This window comes from Enterococcus sp., from assembly GCF_032555305.1.
Taxonomy (GTDB): domain Bacteria; phylum Bacillota; class Bacilli; order Lactobacillales; family Enterococcaceae; genus Enterococcus_A.
Window position 1 is genome coordinate 47,567 of record NZ_JAWGOQ010000027.1, and the last position, 22,365, is coordinate 69,931.

Sequence of the window (22,365 nt, forward strand, 5' to 3'; positions counted from 1 at the left end):
TTCTTAATGAGCAACTTATAAAAAGTTGAACTGACATCCTTTTTGCTAAAAGTATAGCATAACCAAAAAGAAAACGCTTTTGTTACAAGCAACAAAACAATGGAGAACAGGTTATTTTACCATTGCTCCTTATTCGATAAAAAAGAAATCTTAGATAACAACGGCTATCTAAAATTTCTTTTCGCTACTATACTATTATATTTCTGACTAGATTACGCCAACGCCCCCATAGGGTCCCAGGGAGCTAAAACAGTTGGTTCTGCTTCAAAAGCGGCTAATTGTTCTTCTGATAAAAATTCTTTACGAACGACGATCTGATAAGTATACTCGTCCATCCATTCATCACTCATAACAAAGAAGCCTTTCTCGCCAACCTTTTCACCCCAGCTGTTTTCGACTTTCCATTTTTTCGCTTGACCATCAATTAGATCAACACCAGTCAAAACCATCGCGTGAGTCATCAAACTTTCTCCATAGTCTAACCGTTCTGCCTTAGTCATCGTCAAATCAACATCAAACAGATCTTCCACATCATACGCATCTAAAGCCATGATCCCACTGTCTCGAGTCGATGATTGACCAACATCGCAGCCGAACCAGACGGATTCACCTTGTTCCAGCTGCTTTACAGCTAATTCTTTGAATTCATCCATTTCAAGATTCAAATATTTAACTTGTTTACCACCGACGACATTGCCTAACATGTCGACCGTATAAGACTTCATGAAGGGCTTGTCTTCAGTTGGCGCATTTATGATACTGACATACTCATCCAAGTCAACACCGACGTATTTTTCATAAAAGCTTTGCGGTGTTAAGTTTCGATCCAAATGATAATTCTTTTCTTCATCGCGATATTCGAAATCAAATTCAGTTGGAGGTGTTCCCAATGAGATTGCTAAAAGATTGTAAACCTCTTGTAGCATGGCTTCGCGATTTGCTTGAATTTCTTCTTCGGTCGCTTCTTCCGCCACCATCTGGCGCAATAAGACAGCGTGTTTCCGTAATAGTTTATTTAAGTAATTGTTTAAATCACGTGAATTTGAACTATTGCTGCTTTCTGGCATTACACTTTTCGGAACGACACCATATTTTTGAAAAAGTGAAACAATCATATCCCATTGGCCGCCATCTTGTTGTGGTACCTGCAGTAAAAAGGCCACTTCGCGACTTGTCGTTGGCTGCTCTGCCGTATTTAAAATATTTTCATAGAAGTAATTTGCCTTTTCGTATTTATCCCAAAAGAACGTATAGTTTTGAGAAAGCTCAAAGTCCTTCAATTGGAATGATGTCAACATTTTATGACGGAAGATGTTAAGTGCTGCAAACATCCAGCAACGCCCCGATTGTTTTTGATTCGCTACTTTCCCTGTTGCAAGATCGATAGAAAAAACTGGGGTATTTTCAACATGTGTCTGCACATTCTCTGCAGAGGCCCGAATACCGTTTTTCACTACGCCTCGTTGCAGTGCGACTTGTTTAGAATTTTTTTCAAAAGCTTCGTGAAAAGCTTGAGTTCGTTCATTAGTAATTTTTGACATAAATTTAGCCTCCTTGCCCTTCATTTTACGCTTAATAGGGCAAAGAGACAATTAGTTTACAAGCTCGGCTGTAAAACTTGTTTCCCTTTTTTTATCCACTGTCCGACACGTTTGCTTGATAATAGTACAGTCAGCAGCATACTGCCAATAAATAATAAAAGGACTTCTAACGAACTGATTTCAAAATCTAGATCTAAGGCTCGAAGTCCCTTTACTAGAAAACCGTGAAGTAGGTAAACGGTCAACGTATTCTTCCCCCAACTAGAGAAAAAGTGACGTTCTTTTGGAACCAATAGTAAGAACGCAACGATCCCAATCAGACCTGCTGCCATAAAGATCAAACGCTGTGGTCCACCAAGCAACGGATGATTCAAGTAATCTTCGTAGGGCTTGGAGCCAAATACCCAATACTTGTTAATGAAATCATTTCCTTGGATAAATAAGAACAGTCCACCAAATAGGAACAACGCGACCCATTTTTTAGGATAACTTTTTAACTTTTCAATCCAACTTTTCGGAACTGCATATCCTACCATAAAGTATGGGAAAAACGTTAGCGTCCGTTGGATCGCCAAGTAGCGATCAAAGACCGGAAAATAACCGACTAACAATGCCACGATCACACTGCCGATCAGGACTTTTTTTACAGAATACTTATTGATCAAGTGTAAGAGAACATTCCAACAGAACAGACTTAATAAGAACCATAGCGACCATTGCGGAATTCCTAGATCGAAACTAAAAGAATCCTGCAGACCAATCAGCGTGTAATAGCCGGAATAAAGTAGTTGGAAAAAGATATATGGAAGCAGCAGCTTTTTTACTAAACTCATAATGGGTTTGGGACCGCTTTTGGCGAAGTACCCCGAAATTAGGATAAATGCCGGCATGTGAAAGGTAAAAATAAAGTAGTATAAATCGTTATATATGGGATGGTCATTTGCAAACGGCTGCAGAAAATGACCAAACACAACTAAGATCATCAAGAAAAGTTTTGCGTTGTCAAAAAAGGCATCGCGTTTTTCCATCGTTCTCCTCCTCGTAATAAAGAATGAATTTCCATAGAAAAAATCATTCGATTCGAATGCTGTATACCATTCAACTAATGCGTTTCCCTGCTATTTTACGAGCTAACTCGTAAATAAGTACGAATTTTTAATTCGTAAGATTCTCGTGCGCATACTATTCTTCTAAATACGCTAGTCTTCTCTAAAATTATGTAGATAAATTCTTAAAAGAATTTATCTGGACTTTCGAAGACATATCATTCTACTAACCTACTAAAGCAGGAAGTAGAACTGACAAAGCGTAAAGAAGAACTGGCAAAGTTGAACGAACATCCTCACTAGTCAGTATAACGAGGATTTTTGAAGGGTTCAAAGGGATTGAACTAGTTTAAAAAAAAGGTCACGCTTTCCTCAATATTTACCTCATAATTAAGCTTTTTATTCATAAAAAATTCACTTTTTAGGTGTAAAAAAATAGAGACGATCGATTGATCGTCTCTGAGAACTCCGGCAGTAGGACTCGAACCTACGACATCATGATTAACAGTCATGCGCTACTACCAACTGAGCTATGCCGGAAGAATACTTTACTATAATATCAATTTTTATTTCATGATGCAATCCTAATTTTGCATATTTATGAGCATTTTTTTGAGCTTTAAAAGTGAAAGTACTTTAGTACAAGCTAGGAGAATCTTTATGCCAAGACGCCATCGGAAAAGAAGAAAAAAAATCAAACTAAAATTCACTATATCACTCCTGCTGATACTTATCCTAATACTAAGCGGAGTCTACGTTGATTACGTCCGAAAAGAACATCTTGCGTCTGAAAAGGCAGCGCAAACAGAAAACTTGGCGCAAAAAACAATTGTAAATTCTCAGCCTACTGAACCAAAAAATAGTTTATCAGCCAGCATTGAACAAGCTTTAGTCGAAAAAAATTTCAGCGGAACAGCTCTGGTTTTTAAAAACGGCCAAATCATTTTAAATAAGGCATATGGCTGGAAGGATCAGGCAAAAAGAATTCATAATACGATCAATACTCAATACTGTATCGGCTCAGTCCAAAAAGGTCAAACGGCTTATTTGATTATGCAGGCTGTCAAAGCTGGCAAACTAGCCTTAGACGAAAAACTCAGCTCCTTTTTCCCACAGATTCCTAACAGTAACAATATTTCTATTAAAGACATGCTGAATATGAGCTCTGGCCTGCGTGTCAACGAAAAAAAAGTGGCTGCTTTAAATACAACCAATACAAAAGAGATTCTGTCTGAGACGATTCGCCAAACAACCGTGGCACCGAACGCTGGTTATTCTTATCAGCCAGTTAATTATGTTTTACTGGCAGGAATTTTAGAAAAAGTATATCAAAATGACTATAACTCACTCTTTGAAAAACTGCTAAAAAAACCAATGAAGTTAAATGAGACCAGTTTTTATTCAGAAACTAATAAAGAGCAAGCCCTCTCCTACTCACAGAGTGCTATTGGACCGATCTACGCACCAACAACCGTATCTTCTTATGCCGATGAGTTTGGGACAGGAAATGTTTTTATGTCAGCTGAAGATTTATATCACTATTTTCAGAATCTCTTTAATAATCAATTTTTGACTGATCAAGAGCGAACGGAATTGTGGCATACTTATCCGGGTGAAAAATACGCTAGCGGAATTTATAACATGTCACTTAGCTACCATGCACGAGGTGTTAAAGCACGCTTTGAAACAGTTGCTGATTTTTCTAAAGATGGTCAAAGCGGGATTATCTTGCTATCAAACGTATGGAATCAAGCAAAAGGATACAATGATCTTGCTTCCAATTTATACAACAAAGTCGTCGCTTATGAACCAGCGACGACTTTGTTATAAATAAAGCTTTCAGACGATTGAATACCTGTTTTTTTTCTGCCAAAGCAGTTGACAAATAGTCCTTACTTCGCTATTCTATATCTTGTGTTAAATAACTATGCCGCCTTAGCTCAGCTGGTAGAGCGTTTCCATGGTAAGGAAGAGGTCGTCGGTTCAAGCCCGACAGGTGGCTTCCTAGGAACGTTGAGAAATCAACGTTCTTTTTTTGTGCTTAACATGGCTTTTACTGGCTGCTGTATAGAAGTTGACAAGTGACAGCCCCAATAGAATACCGCCAAAAACATCGGTTACCCAATGTGCGCCAGACAAAATTCTTCCAATAATGATCCCAAACATTCCTATCAGGCTCACATAAGCGATTATTCGTTTGAATCTCCCCTCATCTTTTTTCAAAACATAAAAAGCTGACAGTAATACCGTGATCGCAAGAAAGGTATGGCTGGATGGATAAGAGGCCTCTAATTGCCCCTCCACTAAAATTGGCCGATAATTAATGACGACTTTTTCAAAAAGAATATAAAAAACAGCAACCCCAGCATAAAGAAATCCTAAATTGAGAATTTCTCGATCAACCAGCGTAAGTTTCCTTCGCCCACATAACTGCAAAAAGCCGCGTAAAGCAAAATATCCCATCATCAGTAATGGAAAAAACCCCAATACTTCTGTCACTTGATACCAAAATGAACTAACTCCGATTTTTTTTAACAGATATTGATTCATTGTCGCGAATCCTATCTCCGAATTTCGTGGCCCAACTTTCTGTACATCGATCAGGGTCAAACAAATCGTGTATAAAATAAACAGTAAAAATAATCCTATCGGTGTTTTTAATTGTCTCGTCTTCTCTTTCATAATCCTCTCTCCTAACTCATCTATTTGGAATCTATCCAAACTCAAAGTATCAGAGACCCTTACAGACAAAAAGAAGCGCATCGTCACAGAGAGGTGACGATGCGTGTCAATGGCTATTTAATAGGAATACACCCTTGATTGCCAAGATCATTAATAGATAAGCAGCCGGATAAGGATGCCTTGTCATAATAAAAAGGAGGATGCCGAATAAGGTTGAGATTAGCGAAATAGTTATTACAATTCGCTGCTCTCGTCTAGAAACAATCAATTCATAAATTCCATACAGCATAGTTAAAATAACAAAAAATGAAAGAATGATCTTCAAGGTCAACGTTTCAGGAGACAACTGCCACATGTTAACAAATGTGATCCGTTCCCCTTGGGCTTTCCCAAAAATAGGTAAAAGGAGCAATAAACCCACCATACAATCTAAAATTCCCATTAACAGATGTTGAAATCTTTTTTGCTGCTGCGCTTTATCTTTTTCCGCAATAGAGATCAATTCGCTATTGGAAAGCAGCTCATCGATCGAAATCTCAAAAACCTGAGAGATTGCTTTCAACGATTCAATACTAGGAAATCCTCGTCCTGACTCCCATTTCGAGATTGCGGTTCTTGAGATGAATAGTTTTCCAGCTAATTCTTCTTGAGTCCATTTTTTATTTTGGCGTAATTGCTTCAATTTCTCGTTAAAATCCACATTGATTCTCCTAAATAAACGAAATTTATATAAATCATACCATAATAGAAAGAAACTTTTGCAGACAGAAAAAGCCAGAGAATAATTTCCCTGGCTTACTCGTTTAACGATAGTTTCGTTCGAATTTATTCATCCTCGTCATCGTCGTCGTTGCTGATTCGCTCATTCACATGACAAATATTGCTTGTGGCAGCTTCGACTAATGCAAGCTCTGAACCGATCAATTCGCTATTGATGAAATCAATCACCATCGGCATATTCATTCCTGCGTATAAATCAATTGCCTGACCTTCTAGGATCATACGAGACACTACATTACATGGAGTGCCGCCCATCAGATCTGCAAGTACAATATAATCATCCAGCTCAGCGATAACTGCTTCAAATTTTACTCGAAAATCCTCCGCTGATTCTGAAGGAAGCAAACTGACTGTATGAATACTTTCCTGCGGCCCCATGATCATTTCGGTGCTCTTTTTTAATTCCTCACAGAAGAGTCCATGACTCACTAAAACTAATTGTTTACTCATTGATTCGCTCCTCGTTCATTCGAATATCTATATTTTACCCTGCATTCTATTTAGAAATCACACCTAAAGCTGACAGTGCAACACAGACTACTAATACAATAAAGATCGCTTTAGTAGAAGTCATGTTCTTTTTACCAAGCATCCAATAAATTGCAGCTACAATACCCGCTGGCAACAAACGCGGTAAAATCATATCAAGGTTGTTTTGCATATTCAGCGTCACATCACCAATACTTGGTGCCCAAGATAATTTCACATTGATCATAGTAGCAACCAATGCTCCCACCATGAAGACCCCTAACAGGGTTGCAGCATCAGTCAAGGCAGTTAAACGATGTTGCATCGTGGTAACCAAAGAGATCCCTTCACGATAAGCAAACTCCAACTGTTTCCAACGGAAGATCATTACCGCGATTTGTGCGATGATCCAAATGAAAATCCCGGTTGGGTTCCCATTGATTGCCATATTGGCTGCTAAGGCTCCAAAAATCGTCGGAATTAGTGCTGCAAAGATCGAGTCACCAATCGCCGCAAAAGGTCCCATCAACCCCGCTTTTAGACCTGAGACAGTATCTTTCCCGCCAATACCTTCCTTTTCCTCGATCGCCAAGTCAATCCCGGTGACAATTGTATTGAAGAAGTTTGAAGTGTTAAAGAACTGTGTATGGGTTTTCATCACTTCTTTTAGTTCAGGAGTATCGTCACCATATATCTTGCGTAATTGTGGCAAGATTGTATAAAGGTAGCCAGATCCTTGCATCCGTTCATAGTTCCAGCCTAATTGGAAAGTGAACAAGCTTCTGCGATTGATCTGCTTAAAGTCTTCCTTCGTTAACTTATAATTAGATTTCGTCATCTTCAATCTCTCCTTCATCTGAATCATTCGAAGCAACATCTTTAGGGGCTGGAGAATTTGGTATCATCTGCCCATTTTTGTAGCTAATTGCTGCTAAAGCAAATCCAACTAATGCGATTGCTAGCATTGGAAGTGAATTGAAGATTCCTTCGAAGTTCTTCACAACTCCCGCAACACCCGTTCCTAAAACTTGCATATTAGTAAAGACTGTTCCCAGTAACGCTGTTAACGTGAATCCAAGAATCAAGTAAGGGAAGTGTTTTTTCACAGGTAAGTAGCGTAATAGAATGGCAAACCCAACTGCTGGTAAAACTGCTCCGGCTACAGATAATCCATCACCTAACCACTTCAAATCACCATTCAATACAGCAACAACTTTTTCTACCAAGCCGCCACCAAATGCTAACGCTAGAAAAACGGGAATCATACGAGAAAATGACCAAGGAATGGCACCCATTAAGAAGTTTCGTTCAATCCCTTTATAATTCATGTCTTCGACTAATTTATCAATTCGATGTGCAAAATACGTATTGGCAAAACGAGCCAAAATATCTAATTGGATCATCAAGCTGGCAACTGGAACTGCAATTGCCGCGATTGCTTGCTCTGGATTCATTCCTAAAGCCACAGAAAAAGCTGTTGCTAAGATTGTTCCTGAGTTGGCATCAATTTTTGACGCCCCACCAAAAGTACCAACACCAAGTACGGTCAATTGCATACTACCACCAATAATAAGTCCGGCTTTTAAATCCCCCATCACTAGACCGGCAAACAATCCGGCAAACACTGGTGCACTAAGTGATGAATAAATTTGTAACTCATCTAAAATTTGATACCCTGCATATAATGTTAATAATAAGATCTGCCACCATAAGATATCCATTTATTTATCCTCCTATTTCGCTAATAAACTCATAAAGTCTTCTGCTTTATCACTTGGAACCATTTGTGCGATCAAACGTACTCCTTTGGCGTTTAATTGATTAAATACTTCCACGTCTTGATCAACGACATTAATTGATTTAGTTATTGAACGTGTCTCATCTGTTTGCGACATATTTCCAACATTGATTTCTTCAATTGGCACACCTAATTCAACTAGTTTCAATAGACGGTCAGGTTTGCGGGCAATGATTAGTAAACGTTGCGAATCATACTTGCCAGCTAAAATATTGTTTGCAGCTTTTTCTATTGGCAAAACACTCAGTTTCACTCCAGCAGGTGTCGCTAGTTTCAGTCCACTTTTTTCAATGTCGTTTTGTGCGACATCATCGTCAACCACCATAATGCGTGAAATGTTCAATTTCGTTGTCCATAAATTTGCTACCTGTCCGTGAATCAAACGTCCATCAATTCTTACTCCGATAATGCTCATGTTTATCCCTCTTCCATTTCTTTATATAGTGGTTCTTTTATTAAACTTATCTCAGGTTGATACATGCCTTCGGTCTCAAAGATAACGATTTCATTTGAGCCCTCTTGTAATAATCCTTTTGGAATATACAGTGAAAGCGTCGGGCCTACTTCCCAGAAACGCCCGATATTTGTTTGGTTAATGAAGACGACTCCTTTACCAAATTTTGCTAAATCAATGAAAGTATCCTCAATTTCATCCAATATGAATTCATAGCGATAAAAACTTGGCTGATTTGGTTGCCATTCTTTTGAATAATCTACCTTTTCACAGGAGTCCAGCGGTAAATTGTATTGTTCCCAATTGGTAATAAAATGCAGATCTGCCATCACTCCAGTGCGGATACCTTTTTTCTGCGTATCAGCGAACAATTTGTGTCCGTAATTGACTCTACCCATGTTTTCAATCAAAATATCGATTTGATTGTTCGGCTGTTTCAGCGGAACTCTGATGTCTTCTCCGATTTCCGTCTGATATTGTGTCGCTTTCAGCTCCCCATTTAAAAAGAACTGGCTACGGTCACGACCGTCAATTATTCTGAATCGTTCTTCGTCTGCGTCCTTTTCAATCATTGTGCGATAAAGTAAGTAACCAGTATTTTGTCCTAATTCCTCCATCGTTTGAGGATACTGTGATTGAATCGGTTTGCTGATAGTATCTAACGTTGCGAAAAGACTTACTTTGTCGGTTAAGGGAATGCTTTTCTTTTCGATCGTTTGCTTAATCAGTGGCTCCATTTGCTGAAGCTCAGGAAAGGTTTCGTGAACCATCTTTTGTAACGCATAATACTTCTCAGTTGGATTCCCTTGTTCGTCTAATGGCGCGCCATAATCATAAGAGGTGATCTGCGGCAGATCGATCACTCCGCGAGCAGAACAGCCATTCATAAAACCAAAATTCGTTCCCCCGTGAAACATGTATAAGTTGATACTGCCCTGAATTAAGACTTCTCTGACTGCCTCCGCTAGTTCTTGTGCATCACGCTTAATGATTGGTTCCTTCCAGCGGTTGAACCAGCCATCCCAAAATTCCATACACATCAACGGCCATTTCTTGTCGTACTCATCGAAGTAGCTTTGCATGGATGCAAAATTTTCCTTTGCTTTAGAACCAAAATTTCCAGTGACTAAAATATCTTCTTCGATCATGCTGCCAGCCCTCAGTGTTGCGCGCCAAGGACCATCTGAAGTAAAGAATGGCACCGTGATTCCTCTCTCAATCATCAAGTCACGGACTGAACGTAGATAATCTTTCTCTTCTCCGTAAGACCCATATTCATTTTCAATTTGGATCATCAGGATATTTCCGCCATTGGAAAGCTGGTGAGGTACGATTTTTTTCATCAATACATCGTAATACTCAGCGACATGTTTCAAATAAGCGGTTTCATTCGTTCTGATACGAATTTGTTCATTTAATAGCCACGCTGGAAAACCACCAAACTCCCACTCTGCACAAATATAAGGAGACGGTCGAACGATTGCATATAAACCTAAATCTTGCGCAATTGATAAAAATCGTTCCAAATCTAAAATGCCATCAAACTGAAATTCATTCTTTTTGGGCTCGTGTAAGTTCCACGGGACATACGTCTCAACGGTATTAAATCCTAAAGCCTTCAGATTATAAAGTGAATGATACCAATCTGAAGGATCCACACGGAAATAATGAATCGCTCCGGATAATATCTTAAATGGTTCCCCATTCAGAAGAAAATCTTCTTTAATTTCAAAAGTATTCAAGTGGTCACCCCTAATTCGTGTTTAGATGAGCTAATTTTTCCTCCAGAAAAATTAGTCCTACGCTCATGCCGTACTTTGTTCTTAAACTTCTGCAACTCTCAGCTGCCAACTAGCCCCCTGATAAAAGAAAACAAACTCATTTGAAAGCGTTTTTAATATATTAATATATTAAATTATTTTAAATAGAAAGTCAAACGCTTACCAAACCTTCTTAATGTGTTAAAATCAAGCCATAAAGGGAAATCGAAAAATTTCTAATGAAAATTTTATTCCCTATTCATTTTTCGGAGGAATACTATGGCAATCCCAAAATACCAAATTATAAAAGACGAGTTGAAGCAGCAGATCATTTCCGGTAAATTCGAAAATGGTGACAAGTTTTATACGGAAGCTGAGTTAGCAGAAATGTTTAAAGTCAGCTCCATCACTGTCATTCGAGCATTAAATGATTTAGTCAAGGACGGTTTCATTGTTCGCCATCAGGGGCGCGGTTCTTTTGTTTCAAGGGCCCGGAAAGGAAAAGTAGTGGAGTTTTCCGATATTGAACTATTTCCTATCAATGATGATCATGTACAAGTATTATCAATCACCCGTGGCAATGACTCAGAATTTTTAGGTAAATTAGAGTTACCTAATAATGCTTATTATTATTGTATTGAACGATTACGTACAACTGAGGATATTCCTTACATTTATCAGCGAACCTATCTGCCTGAACAGTACGTAAACTCGAATTATTCCGAACTAAGCTATTACAATTCGATCTACCAACGCTTCAAACTGGATTACAATATCCATATGAATGAAGAGGATTTTACTGAAACAAATGAAATCAAGTTCCCAACCCCAACTTTTGAAGCTGAAAAGCTGCAGATTTCTACTAATGAACCGTCAGTTTTACAAATTCGGGTGACTAAACGCAAGGACACTCAGCAAGTATTGGAATACGTCGAATCTTACAAAAAATGGGATTTCTATAAAATCGAACTTGTGTCTAAAAATCCTTGACCTTTAGATCGAGCTATTGCTCGATCTTTTTTACTTCAATATTCTCAAAATGCTGCTGAACATTGATCGGATCAACATGACCGGTTTTCTTTTCTTGAGCATTAGCCATTCCAGCGGCCATACAAATTTTCAATAGTTCCTCAGTGTTCATCCTCTGAGATAACCCATAAGCAAAGCCGGCTATTGTCGAATCACCGGAGCCAACAGGATTTACGACTTGGATCGATGGAATCGTTACTCGGTAAAAGGCATCCTGATGTTTTGCGATTGCTCCCGCTTTGCCTAGTGAAACAACGATCCATTCGATTCCTTCAAACAACGGCTGTGCCAATGCTGCCTGAATTTCTTCAAGCTTTTCTAGAGAAAATTTTTGCCCCAGTAAGTCCTCAAGCTCTTCCAGATTTGGTTTGATCAAATACGGTTTTTGTTCGCCTTTTAGAATTTGTCTTAAACTTTCCCCAGACGTGTCCGCCAGAACCTTGACCTCTTGCTCTGCGGCTGCGTGGACTAATTTTTGATAAAAGTTCTGTGGGAATCCTTTAGCTAAACTGCCCGAAATAGTCACGATAGTTGCTTTTTGCAGCAATTCTTTGAATTTCTCAAAAAATGCGGTTTGTTCTTCAGCTGATACCGTTGGACCCGCTTCCAAAATCTCTGTTTGGTTGCCTTCGTGCAGAATAGCGATCGAGTCACGGCTTTCTTCTTTGATCGGTGTAAAGTCCTGCTTGATTCCTACTTTTTTTAACTCTTCTGCGATAAACGCTCCGTGAAAGCCGCCAAGGACACCCGTAGCTAAGACATCGCCACCTAAATCATGAATCACTCGGGTGACATTTAATCCTTTGCCGCCAGCGGTTTTACTTACCTGATTCGTTCGATTAACGGTGTCAATCTTCAACGTTTCCAGAGGATAGGAAATGTCGATTGAGGGATTCATCGTTACAGTTACTATCACGATTATGCCCCCTATTTAATTGCTGCTTCTTCGGCAACTTGGACCTTGTCATGCCAAGAACTTGCTGTTTGTGCCAAAACCTTGTTCAAGCTTTCGATATTTTCACGACCCGTGCTTTGCAGCCATTCACGTGCAGCTGCTTCTCCTGCTTCAATGAAAGGTTTTACGCCATTTTTCCAGGTTGCACGTCCACACAGGACACCATTAAAGGTTGAGCCTGCCTCTTTAGCGAAGACTAAGGTTTGTTGGAATAACTCCGTTGAAACGCCTGCACTCAAGAAAATAAATGGCAATTCTGTCGCTTGGCTTTGTTCCAAGAAATAATTCGCCGCTTCATCTTTGGTATAAGCGATTTCCCCAGAACCGAATCCTTCAACATAGTTCATATTGACCGGCACTTCTACTTTTAGAACATCAACTTTGTATTGCGGCTTCGAAAATTCTTTCATCATATCGTTCACTTTATGCGGTTTCACTTTCGCATACTCAAGCGAACCAGCATCCGCGTTTTGCGCATCATAAGAAACCAATTCTAAATAGAACGGTAGATCTTCTTCAGCACACTCGCTGCCTAAGCGTTCGATGAAAACATGCTTTTGATGATTGATTATTGGGTCTTCATCCACATCATAATAAAGTAAGAACTTAATGGCATCGGCGCCTTGTTCTTTCAACCGCAAAACAGACCAATCTGCTAGTAAATCAGGCAAACGCCCTGGAGTTGTCGCATCATATCCTGTCTTTTCATAAGCCAAAAGCAAGCCGGCTTCTTCATCACGTGCTTTTGCAGCTGGCAATCCGTACTCTGGATCCAATAGGATTGATGACGCATAAGGTGTTAATTCACTAGAAACCAGCTCCTTAAACCCTTCAATGTGTTCATCTGTCGGTTCCACATCTAGCGCCTTAATCATTTTCTTTAGTGCGCCTCGTTGGTCGATTGCTAAAGCACTGATAATTCCGTCTTTCGTAGATAAGCGATCCATCGCCGCTTTTTTACCTGTTGTTAATGTAAGCATGATTCTTCCTCCCAGTGATCGTTACTTATATTCGTGAATTGTTACGCCTTTAACGACACGATTGACTGTGCCTGTTGGTGATGGTGTGTCTGGTGTATTGCCCACTTTGATTGAAGTCAATAATGCCACTGTTTGAGCTACCATAATATAAGCCAAAGCTAGATAACCATCCGGTAACAATGGTGTTTCCGTTGCAAACTCAAATTTATCGCCAGAGAAATTCCGATCGCCTGGTTGCGTAATCGCAAATACGCCGGCAGCGATCTCATCACCATGAACTTCTTCCAAGATGTCCAAGTCATAGTCACGTGTATAAGAATCATTGTTAATGAAACCAAACATGATTGTCTTTTCATTGATAAATGATTTTGGTCCATGACGGAAGCCCATAGACGAATCGAAGACGGTTGCGACTTTTCCAGCGGTCAATTCCAAGATTTTTAATTGTGCTTCGCGAGTTAATCCAGCTAGACTGCCAGAGCCTACATAGACGATCCGATCAAAATCAAGTTCGACGATTTTTTCGATTTCTGTTTCACGAGTCAAGACTTCTTTACCTAATATGCTTAAACTCTCGATATATTTTGCTTTATCTTCTGTTGCTGTTTGGTCAAAGGTTAATAATGCACCTAATGTCATACAAGAGAAGCTGCCTGTCATCGCAAAGCCATCATCATTTGAACGAGCTGGCATCAAGAATGTAAAGCTGTTTGTTTTTTGCTTACTAATCTGAGCCAGTTTCCCATCTTCGGCACAGGTAATCGATAAATGATGGATCGTGTCAACGACTTGATTCGCGATCTCAACAGCAGCCAAGCTTTCGGGACTGTTTCCGCTTCTCGCAAAAGAAACAAGCAAGGTCGGTTCCTCTTTGATTAGGTATTCTAGCGGTTCAGCTACAATATCGGTTGTCCCGATACTTTCAAAGCTGAATTCTTGGAGATTTCCCTGTTTACGAAGATAAGGAACCACTGTATCGCCAACATACTGCGAAGTTCCAGCACCAGTGAAGATCACCCGTGTCCGCTGACCTTGAGCTTGATTTTTAACTTCTGCTAGAAAACTTTCTAATTCCGTTTGTACTGTTTGATAAAGCCCAATTGTTTCCTCCCAAAGCTCTGGCTGTTGGCGGATCTCACGAGTCGTGATCTCTGCACCCATTTCTTCCAAATTTTCTTTTTCTACTGTAAACATTTCTCTATCTCTCCTAACTATTTCGAATATGCCGAATCTGATAATGAAATTGATCTGCGCGTGCCACACTCAAAGTAAATTCAATAATTTCATTTTTCATGTTATAGGTTTGACGAACCAAGTGAAGAACAGGTGCTCCTTCTGGGATCATCAACTGCTTCGCGTCATCCTTTGAGGCAATACTGGCATACAATTCTTCATCTGCAAGACGTACTGTTTGATCAAAGTCCTCCGAGAAAAGGTCATAAAGCGGCTTCCTTCGTAAAAGTTGATCATCCAACGACAAGAAAAACTTGACTGGTAGATACGTATCCTCGATCATCAACGGTGCACGGTCAGCAATACGCAGGCGACTCAGTTTAAAAACTGCTTCTCCTAGCGATAGATTTAGACGTTGAGCAATAAATTTATCTGCTTCGATTTTTTCAAAAGATAAGATTCTAGTCTCCGGATTTCTTCCTAAACTTTTCATTTGCTCAGTAAAACTATAGGCACCAGCCAGGTCAGCTGCCTCCTTTTTGATATCAGAAACAAAGGTGCCCTTTCCGTGACGCCGATAAATATAGCCACTGTTTTCCAATTCCTGCAGGGCTAAGCGAACCGTCGTTCGACTAACTCCGTATTGGGCTGTCAATTCTCGTTCGGACGGCAGCTTATCATGAGGAATCATGCTTGTCTCCATCCGATTCTTCAACAGATCAACAAGTTGGTGATACAAAGCTTTGTTTTTAAAAGAATTTTCCATGGGATTCTCCTTATTAACTGGTTATAACCACAACCCAATGGTAAGGTGGTTTTTTTAGTTTTGTCAATAATAAATCTTTAGAAAAGATATACATCCTTCTGAAATGTTGAATTATCAATGAATAAAGCTTTAATTATTTTATTTCATTCTTCACAAGCTTAAAAATTCAGTCTAAATTTATAGCAAATGACTCAAAAATCTAATACCAGTTAAAATAATTGGCCTTCTCAAAAAACAAAAAAAGTGCTAACTAGCTAGTCAGCACTTACTTCATATCTATTTTATTACTAAAACACTAAAACAGGCGTCCCTACTTCAAGTATGGGATAAAGTTCATCCATTTTAGCAGGCGGTGTATTGATACAGCCATGTGAGCCGCGATATAACCATAAATCTCCACCATAAGCGTATTGCCAATCGGAATCATGAATCCCCACACCCGTTTGATCAATCGGCATCCAATAGCGAACGGGACTAGCATATTTAGAGCCATCTTCATTCAACCCGCGTAATACTTGATTGGTTGATTTACTGGTAACGTAGTTTAGTCCTGGCGGCGTAGGTGTAGACGGTTTTCCGCTGACAATATCTGTTTCAAATTGGAGCTCCCCTTCTTTGTAATACCACATATACTGATTTTGCAGATCCACTTCGACATAGGTTTTCCCTATGCTGGTCTGTACATTCGGCACATCACTTACAATCAGCGGCACACGATTAAAATCCTCACCCGCTAGAATTTTATCGCTCAGGGCTTTTACTTCAGCTGGAATGTCGATCGACCAGCTATAGATCCCTGCCGGAACAGTAACCGTTCCACGACGAGTACTGTTGAATTGTGTTGGGTTCTCCACAGTATTGTACTCATTATTCAGCTTCGTTACAAAAGCAGTCACTTTCTCTTGATTCAGCAATACTTCAGCTTTTTCATTCGTAGTTAACCAGCTGCTGAGTTCTTCAGTTGAAATCGAGACTTGTTTGCCGCCGATTGTATACGATGCTTTCAAATTGGCCAGTTGATTCATTCTTGCTTTTTGTTTTTTTAGAACACTGTCTTCTTTAGTTAGAATCGGCTGCGCGTAATAGGTCTCTGCATCCAAAGAATCTTCGCCATTCTCCAAATATTGGATTAGGGCGCTGGTGGCTGCCTCAATATCAAATGTCGTTCCTTGTTTTTCAGGCACAATCACAAAATTATCCTTTTGCCATTCCACGGTCGCATTTTTGGTTGGAACTCGGCTCGCATTTTTCTGAAGGAGAACTGTCCGTAAATTCTCGACTAATTGATTGACTTTCGATTGATCGTATTCCTTAGACAACTGATGCTGACTGCCTAATAAGCTATTAATTCCCCATGCAAAGGGCTGCTGCTGCTGTTTGATCTTATTAAGATCATTCAGATGGTTGTTAGACCAGCCATATTCACTCCGTTTAATTTTCTTCCACAATGAATTATCTAACTGAATGATGAACGGTGCTTCTGATAGTTCAGTATTCAACTTTTCATTCGCTTGCTCAAGCGTCAATCCGCCCACATTGATACTGTTGATTTTCGTTTTCGGCAACAATCGTTCCGCATAGTGAATACTCTTAAATGAATAGAAACTAACAAATAAAAGTAAAACCACCAAACCAAAAATAACTATTTTTTTCGTCTTCTCCTGCACAAAATCCTCCCCAAACCTTTTCAAAACGTCTCCTCACTTTTCTTGATAAACTTTTCGTTCTTTCATGACAGTTACCCTTACTGTCAAAAAATTATAACTTTTACTACTATCATATTCTATCAAAAAAATAACCATCAATGTCCGTAAATTTATGATTTTTCTGTGAACACACGGTTTTTCTCGCGATATATATCTTTATTTAATATTTTTAATATAAAATCTACATTCAATTATCTTCAAAATAATATACAGAGCCACAAAAAGAAACTGAATATATGCATCAGGTCCTGTTTTTGTATTATAACTAGGTTTCGAAGACCACATGAAAGAGTCGATCATCCATCCTGCGCTCAGGCTGATCAATCGCCATTAGTATTTTTTCAGCATAGGCTTCGCCAAGCTCCTTATAAGGTTGACGGACACTTTTTATCTGCGGACGAACAATCTGGGTGACTTCTCCTCCATCAAAACCCACAATTGAAATCTCTTGATCCAGTTTTTTCCCACTATCATAGACTGCCTGATAACAGCCGATAGCTAACATATCGTCACAGCAAAAAATTGCAGTGACATCAGTCTCGTCTAATAATTCAAGGGCTCCTTGATACCCTCCCGCAATCGTCAACGGTTTCTGCTTAATAGAGCTTTCTTCTATTGATAGGTGGTTTTTACTCAATGCATCTTGGTAAGCATCAAAACGTTCCGCCAAATGATAGTGTTCGGAATTATCCATAATTATTCCGATTTTTTTGTGCCCTTTTGAGATCAACCATTCAATTGCTCGATAAACACCCGAGTATTCATCAATTATAACTGTTCCGTAGTATCCCTCGTTCAGACCACGGTCGGCAAAAACCACAGGAACATCATGAAAGCGACCGAATTCAATAATGTTCTTTCTATTGTAGTCATTCGGTGTGAACAGAAAAATCCCCTCAACTGCGATCCTCGCCAGCTGATCCAACAGTTCTTGTTCCTTGTTAAAATCATGACCTGATTCGCAGATGATCAGATAATATCCCTGTTTTTCCAATTGATCTCTGATCTCTCGTACGATCGCAGATGCAAACTGCTCTGAAAAATCAGGAACGATTACACCGATCGTTTTAGATTTTTTTGCAATAATATTAGAAGCAAAATAGTTTGGCGAGTATTTTTGTTCTTCAATCACTTTTAAAACTCTTTGTTTGGTTGCTTCGCTAAAGCGCCCACCCTTCTGATTAAGAATCTGGGAAACGGTCGTAACCGACACCCCGGCTAGACGCGCAATCTCTTTGATCGTAACTTTCATTTTTCACCTCATTCAAAATTGGCTTCGTTTACCTTTTCTTAAGGAAATTTCAGTACTTTTCCTTGTTTATTCTTCGTTTAATTTTCAGATTAATTACAACAAAATTTCAACATTGCAACTTTGATCAGCGCTTTCAAAATAGGGCACGAAAAAAAACGGCTAAAAACCTTATCGGCACGCTGATTTTAATTATTCTTAAAAGAGATTAAGTATTTCAAAAACACACGTTCGCTTATTTATTGTCATATTAATACATTACACTGTAACGTATTGTTACTGCTTTATAACCCACGCAATGTGAAACGATGGTAAAGTATCACTCGTAGTCGAAATGACTGATTTAAATTAAAAAACTTTTTTGGAGGAAATTACATAATGAAATTTGGAAAGACTCTTGTACTTACAACGTTACTAACAGCCGGTGCAGCATTTGCACTAGGAACAAGCGATGCTCAAGCAGCTGAAAACTACACCGTTCAATCTGGTGATACGTTATCAAAAATCTCAATCAAATTCGCTGGTGACAACAGCTTAATTGATTCAATCGCTAAAGAAAACAATATCTCTAACATTGACATGATCATGGAAGGTCAAAACTTGACGATCGACACAGATGCAAAAGGCAATACAACAGTAGCAACTGTTCAAGAGCAAGCTGCTCCTGTACAAGCAACGCAAGCACCGGTTCAAGAAGCTGCGCCTGTACAACAAACAGCACCCGCACAGCAAGCCGCTGCTCCTGCTGCTGAAGCTTCAACACCTGCTAGCACAAACGCAGCAAAAGAATGGATCGCACAACGCGAATCAAGCGGTTCTTACACTGCAACTAACGGTCAATATATCGGACGTTACCAATTATCTGCTTCATACTTAAACGGTGACTACTCAGCAGCTAACCAAGAACGTGTTGCTGACCAATACGTGACTTCTCGCTATGGTTCATGGGAAGGCGCCCAAGCATTCTGGCAAGCAAACGGCTGGTACTAAGTCGAGATACAGACTAAAAATCCCTCATTTGAGGGATTTTTTTAGTTAAAAGCTTTGTTTTACTGCGTCCGGCAGCTCATCGACTGCAGCAATAATTATATCTGCCTCTGCTTCAATCATTTCTTGCTGATCTCCGAAGCCATACAAAACTCCGATGCTCCTTAAAAAGTTTGCTTTAGCACCTAAGATATCGAATTTACGATCGCCGACCATTACTGCAGAAGTTCCTTCCAATTGGTCTAAAGCATAGGCGATCACATCTGTCTTCTTTGAACGTTTTCCACTTAGATCCGCACCAAAAATTCCTGAAAAGTATTTTGATAACCCAATATTCTCTATAATCTGCTTAGCATAGAACTCAGGCTTAGACGTAGCCACAGCCAAATAATATTCATTCACTAACTTAGCTAGTACTTCCTCAATACCAGAATACACAGATAACTGTTTTATTCCTTCTTCCCCATAGTATTCGCGATAAACCTTCACAGCAGCATTTCCTTCATCCTCAGTTAAGCCGTATAGCTCATGCAGCGTGTCTGTTAAGGGCGGTCCAATAAAGCTGTTCAGCGTCTCCCCATCAGGAATCGGCAAACCTTTCTTTTCCAGCATATAACGAACACTATTCAAGATTCCTTCACTAGAATCCGTCAATGTTCCATCTAAATCAAACAACACAATCTTTTTCATCGTCTACCTCCTGACTACATCCTACTGATTCCTAAAACAAATATCAACCTAAGGCAATATTCTTGCTAAAAAAAGTTATTACACATATACTTACTTTTAGTAAGAACTTAGGAGGAATTTATTATGGATACACAGATTCGCGGATTACACCACGTTACAGCTATGACTTCCAGTGCCGAAAAAAACTATCGCTTCTTTACGGATATTTTAGGCTTACGAATGATTAAAAAAACCGTCAACCAAGACGATATCGAAACCTATCATTTATATTTTACTGATGATGTCGGTGCTCCTGGAACAGATATGACATTTTTTGATTTCCCTCAAATTCCAAAAGGAACAAAAGGAACCAATAGCATTTCTCGAACAGGCTTCCGCGTTCCAACCGATGCTTCATTGGACTATTGGGCACAACGCTTTTCCGATTTAGATGTTGCTCATGGAGAAATTAAAGAACGTTTTGGCAAGAAATACTTAGAGTTCCATGATTACGATGATCAATGGTTCCAGTTAGTTTCAGATGAAAAAAATCAAGGAGTCTCAGGCGGAACCCCATGGAAAAACTCAAATGTTCCAGCCGAGCATGCAATCTTCGGCTTAGGACCAACGATTGTTACCGTGGCTAAATTTGAACATTTAAAATTAGTTCTAGAGAATTTATTAGGTTTTAAAGAAACAGCAGCTGAAGGAAGCTTCCATCAATTTGAAGTTGGTGAAGGTGGAAATGGCGCTACGATTATTGTTGATGATCAGCCAGATATGATTCCTGCTCAAGAAGGTTATGGCAATGTTCATCACTTAGCATTGCGTGTTGCTGACGACGAAGCACTGCGCGATTGGATCGAAAAAATCAATGCCTTAGAATTTCCTAATTCAGGTTTTGTTGATCGTTTCTACTTCCAATCAGAATATTTCTTAGCTGCTCCAAATGTATTGTTTGAACTAGCAACAGACGGACCAGGTTTCCTACAAGATGAAACGTATGAAACCGCAGGCGAGATTCTTTCTTTACCGCCTCATCTACAAGCAAAACGTGAAGAAATCGAAGAATACGTTCGGCCTTTCGATACCTCTGACGCCAATAAAAAACGTCAATAAGGAGAAAGTCATGATCTTTTATTCAGCTAAGGAACTAACAACTAAACAAAATTACAAATTTTTAACTGGCAGCGTTATTCCACGTCCAATTGCTTGGATCACAACAATAAATCAAGAAACAAAAGTGGTAAATGCAGCGCCTTTCAGTTACTTCAATGTCGTAGCGAAAGAAATCCCGTTAGTCAGCCTTTCAATCAACCGAAACAAGGGAAAAATGAAAGATACTGCTCATAATTTGCTTCAACAAAATGAAGGTGTAATCCATCTCGTGAATGATGACGTTTTAGCAGTAATGAATCAGTCCGCAGCATCCTTGTCTGCTGATCAAAGTGAATTGAAGCAGACTGATCTCGTTACAGTCGATAGTAAAGAAGTAGCTGTTCCAGCTATCCAAGAAGCACCTATTCGATTTGAAGTACGCTTGCATCAATATATTCCTATTATAGATCATGAGGAAAATATCATCAGCGATCTGTTTATTTTAGAGGTTTTGAATTATCATTTTCAAGATGCACTATTTGATCAGGAAAATGAGTACATCGAACCACTAGCTTTTGATCCATTGGCTCGGCTAGCAGGCAATACTTATAGTCATATCGCACAAACTTTAGAACTCGAAAGACCAAAATAAATAAGGAGTGGGCTCAGCAGAGCTCACTCCTTATTTTCACGCAAATCTATAATTTGTACATTCCCGTCAATCATGCCGCTTGGACCTTTTAACTTAATCAAAGACATCCGTGGATCAAAAGTTAAAGTCATTTCATCTTCTAAATACAACTTTGAGTGTTCCTTGATTGAAATATTGCCGATGTTACTTTCAACATCCAATGTATAATCAGAATGATCTTGATTTTTATCTAAAACCAATAAACGAAAACTGATGTTCAATGCACAACTACCTGATTTTGAATAACGACCAACACCATCATCCAAGTCTAAAACGATCCGACTATATTGATACTGCTTTAGACGTTCTACTAATTCATCTGCTATAGTTATATACATACTTTTCATCACCTCAAAGTAAGCATAGCACGATTTCATCAATCATCTAAATACTTTGCTCACAACAAAAAAAGACAACCTCAAAGGATTGTCTTAAAACTCCGGCAGTAGGACTCGAACCTACGACATCATGATTAACAGTCATGCGCTACTACCAACTGAGCTATGCCGGAAGAATAATCAGCGCGGCGACGT

The 22,365-nt window shown here is 39.3% G+C and carries 22 protein-coding genes and 3 tRNA genes; 6 read left to right on the forward strand and 19 right to left on the reverse strand.

The genetic code is table 11. The features are described from left to right. Window positions 1-212: 212 nt before the first annotated feature. From E6139_RS17350 to E6139_RS17360, 3 genes are all read right to left on the reverse strand, one after another. A complete protein-coding gene (locus tag E6139_RS17350) occupies window positions 213-1,541 on the reverse strand; it encodes a C1 family peptidase (protein ID WP_316404661.1) in 1,329 nt (442 codons plus the stop codon). A 56-nt stretch (window positions 1,542-1,597) separates the two neighbouring features. Next, window positions 1,598-2,569: an acyltransferase family protein gene (locus E6139_RS17355; protein WP_316404662.1), complete on the reverse strand. Its 972-nt coding sequence runs from the start codon at window positions 2,567-2,569 to the stop codon at window positions 1,598-1,600. A gap of 484 nt (window positions 2,570-3,053) precedes the next feature. Beyond that, window positions 3,054-3,127: transfer RNA gene (locus E6139_RS17360), tRNA-Asn, on the reverse strand. 120 nt (window positions 3,128-3,247) lie between these two features. Here E6139_RS17360 and E6139_RS17365 point away from each other — a divergent pair. Both E6139_RS17365 and E6139_RS17370 read left to right on the forward strand, forming a co-directional pair. Beyond that, on the forward strand, window positions 3,248-4,417 hold the full coding sequence (locus E6139_RS17365) for a serine hydrolase domain-containing protein (RefSeq protein ID WP_316404663.1): 1,170 nt from the start codon (window positions 3,248-3,250) through the stop codon (window positions 4,415-4,417). Window positions 4,418-4,516: 99 nt separating this feature from the next. Further along, window positions 4,517-4,589, forward strand: a tRNA-Thr gene (locus tag E6139_RS17370). A gap of 2 nt (window positions 4,590-4,591) precedes the next feature. Here the strand turns inward: E6139_RS17370 and E6139_RS17375 are convergent. The 7 genes from E6139_RS17375 to E6139_RS17405 form a co-directional block, all read right to left on the reverse strand. After that, complete coding sequence (locus E6139_RS17375) at window positions 4,592-5,269, reverse strand: phosphatase PAP2 family protein (protein ID WP_316404665.1); 678 nt, start codon at window positions 5,267-5,269, stop codon at window positions 4,592-4,594. Window positions 5,270-5,375: 106 nt separating this feature from the next. Continuing rightward, window positions 5,376-5,969, reverse strand: a complete 594-nt coding sequence (locus E6139_RS17380; RefSeq protein WP_316404667.1) for a helix-turn-helix transcriptional regulator — start codon at window positions 5,967-5,969, stop codon at window positions 5,376-5,378. Between the two features lie 125 nt (window positions 5,970-6,094). After that, on the reverse strand, window positions 6,095-6,499 hold the full coding sequence (locus E6139_RS17385) for a PTS fructose transporter subunit IIA (RefSeq protein WP_316404669.1): 405 nt from the start codon (window positions 6,497-6,499) through the stop codon (window positions 6,095-6,097). Between the two features lie 46 nt (window positions 6,500-6,545). Beyond that, on the reverse strand, window positions 6,546-7,355 hold the full coding sequence (locus E6139_RS17390) for a PTS system mannose/fructose/sorbose family transporter subunit IID (RefSeq protein ID WP_316404671.1): 810 nt from the start codon (window positions 7,353-7,355) through the stop codon (window positions 6,546-6,548). Beyond that, on the reverse strand, window positions 7,342-8,238 hold the full coding sequence (locus tag E6139_RS17395) for a PTS mannose/fructose/sorbose/N-acetylgalactosamine transporter subunit IIC (protein WP_216410372.1): 897 nt from the start codon (window positions 8,236-8,238) through the stop codon (window positions 7,342-7,344). The genes E6139_RS17390 and E6139_RS17395 overlap by 14 nt, the downstream gene beginning before the upstream one ends. Before the next feature lie 12 nt (window positions 8,239-8,250). Then, a complete protein-coding gene (locus E6139_RS17400) occupies window positions 8,251-8,730 on the reverse strand; it encodes a PTS system mannose/fructose/N-acetylgalactosamine-transporter subunit IIB (RefSeq protein WP_316404674.1) in 480 nt (159 codons plus the stop codon). A gap of 2 nt (window positions 8,731-8,732) precedes the next feature. Beyond that, window positions 8,733-10,511, reverse strand: a complete 1,779-nt coding sequence (locus E6139_RS17405; protein ID WP_316404676.1) for a beta-galactosidase — start codon at window positions 10,509-10,511, stop codon at window positions 8,733-8,735. A gap of 297 nt (window positions 10,512-10,808) precedes the next feature. Between E6139_RS17405 and E6139_RS17410 the strand changes: the two genes are divergently transcribed. Then, window positions 10,809-11,519 carry a GntR family transcriptional regulator gene (locus E6139_RS17410; protein WP_316404677.1) on the forward strand — a complete coding sequence of 237 codons (711 nt, stop codon included), beginning with the start codon at window positions 10,809-10,811 and terminating at the stop codon, window positions 11,517-11,519. Between the two features lie 13 nt (window positions 11,520-11,532). On the opposite strand, the gene lacC is transcribed toward E6139_RS17410, so the two are convergent. The 6 genes from lacC to E6139_RS17440 all read right to left on the reverse strand — a co-directional run bounded on the left by lacC (window position 11,533) and on the right by E6139_RS17440 (window position 18,390). After that, window positions 11,533-12,474: a tagatose-6-phosphate kinase gene (gene lacC, locus E6139_RS17415; RefSeq protein ID WP_316404678.1), complete on the reverse strand. Its 942-nt coding sequence runs from the start codon at window positions 12,472-12,474 to the stop codon at window positions 11,533-11,535. Window positions 12,475-12,485: 11 nt separating this feature from the next. Continuing rightward, complete coding sequence (gene lacD, locus E6139_RS17420) at window positions 12,486-13,493, reverse strand: tagatose-bisphosphate aldolase (RefSeq protein WP_316404680.1); 1,008 nt, start codon at window positions 13,491-13,493, stop codon at window positions 12,486-12,488. Window positions 13,494-13,514: 21 nt separating this feature from the next. Further along, a complete protein-coding gene (locus tag E6139_RS17425) occupies window positions 13,515-14,687 on the reverse strand; it encodes an SIS domain-containing protein (protein WP_316404681.1) in 1,173 nt (390 codons plus the stop codon). 13 nt (window positions 14,688-14,700) lie between these two features. Beyond that, window positions 14,701-15,432, reverse strand: a complete 732-nt coding sequence (locus E6139_RS17430) for a GntR family transcriptional regulator (RefSeq protein WP_316404683.1) — start codon at window positions 15,430-15,432, stop codon at window positions 14,701-14,703. 287 nt (window positions 15,433-15,719) lie between these two features. Further along, window positions 15,720-17,099, reverse strand: coding sequence for a L,D-transpeptidase family protein (locus E6139_RS17435; protein WP_316404685.1), 1,380 nt, complete (start codon window positions 17,097-17,099; stop codon window positions 15,720-15,722). A gap of 304 nt (window positions 17,100-17,403) precedes the next feature. Continuing rightward, window positions 17,404-18,390, reverse strand: coding sequence for a LacI family DNA-binding transcriptional regulator (locus E6139_RS17440; RefSeq protein ID WP_316404687.1), 987 nt, complete (start codon window positions 18,388-18,390; stop codon window positions 17,404-17,406). Between the two features lie 375 nt (window positions 18,391-18,765). On the opposite strand from E6139_RS17440, the gene E6139_RS17445 reads away from it, so the two are divergent. Then, window positions 18,766-19,377: a LysM peptidoglycan-binding domain-containing protein gene (locus tag E6139_RS17445; RefSeq protein ID WP_316404689.1), complete on the forward strand. Its 612-nt coding sequence runs from the start codon at window positions 18,766-18,768 to the stop codon at window positions 19,375-19,377. Between the two features lie 45 nt (window positions 19,378-19,422). Here the strand turns inward: E6139_RS17445 and E6139_RS17450 are convergent, their stop codons facing one another. After that, entirely contained in the window at window positions 19,423-20,064 is a 642-nt protein-coding gene (locus E6139_RS17450; RefSeq protein ID WP_316404691.1) for an HAD-IA family hydrolase, read from the reverse strand. Window positions 20,065-20,187: 123 nt separating this feature from the next. Between E6139_RS17450 and E6139_RS17455 the strand changes: the two genes are divergently transcribed. After that, window positions 20,188-21,162 (forward strand): ring-cleaving dioxygenase, encoded by a 975-nt coding sequence (locus tag E6139_RS17455; RefSeq protein ID WP_316404693.1) that lies wholly within the window; start codon window positions 20,188-20,190, stop codon window positions 21,160-21,162. A 10-nt stretch (window positions 21,163-21,172) separates the two neighbouring features. Beyond that, complete coding sequence (locus E6139_RS17460; RefSeq protein ID WP_316404695.1) at window positions 21,173-21,793, forward strand: flavin reductase family protein; 621 nt, start codon at window positions 21,173-21,175, stop codon at window positions 21,791-21,793. A gap of 23 nt (window positions 21,794-21,816) precedes the next feature. Here the strand turns inward: E6139_RS17460 and E6139_RS17465 are convergent, their stop codons facing one another. Further along, window positions 21,817-22,170: an iron-sulfur cluster biosynthesis family protein gene (locus tag E6139_RS17465; protein ID WP_316404697.1), complete on the reverse strand. Its 354-nt coding sequence runs from the start codon at window positions 22,168-22,170 to the stop codon at window positions 21,817-21,819. A 99-nt stretch (window positions 22,171-22,269) separates the two neighbouring features. Beyond that, a tRNA-Asn gene (locus E6139_RS17470) sits at window positions 22,270-22,343 on the reverse strand. Between the last annotated feature and the right edge of the window lie 22 nt (window positions 22,344-22,365).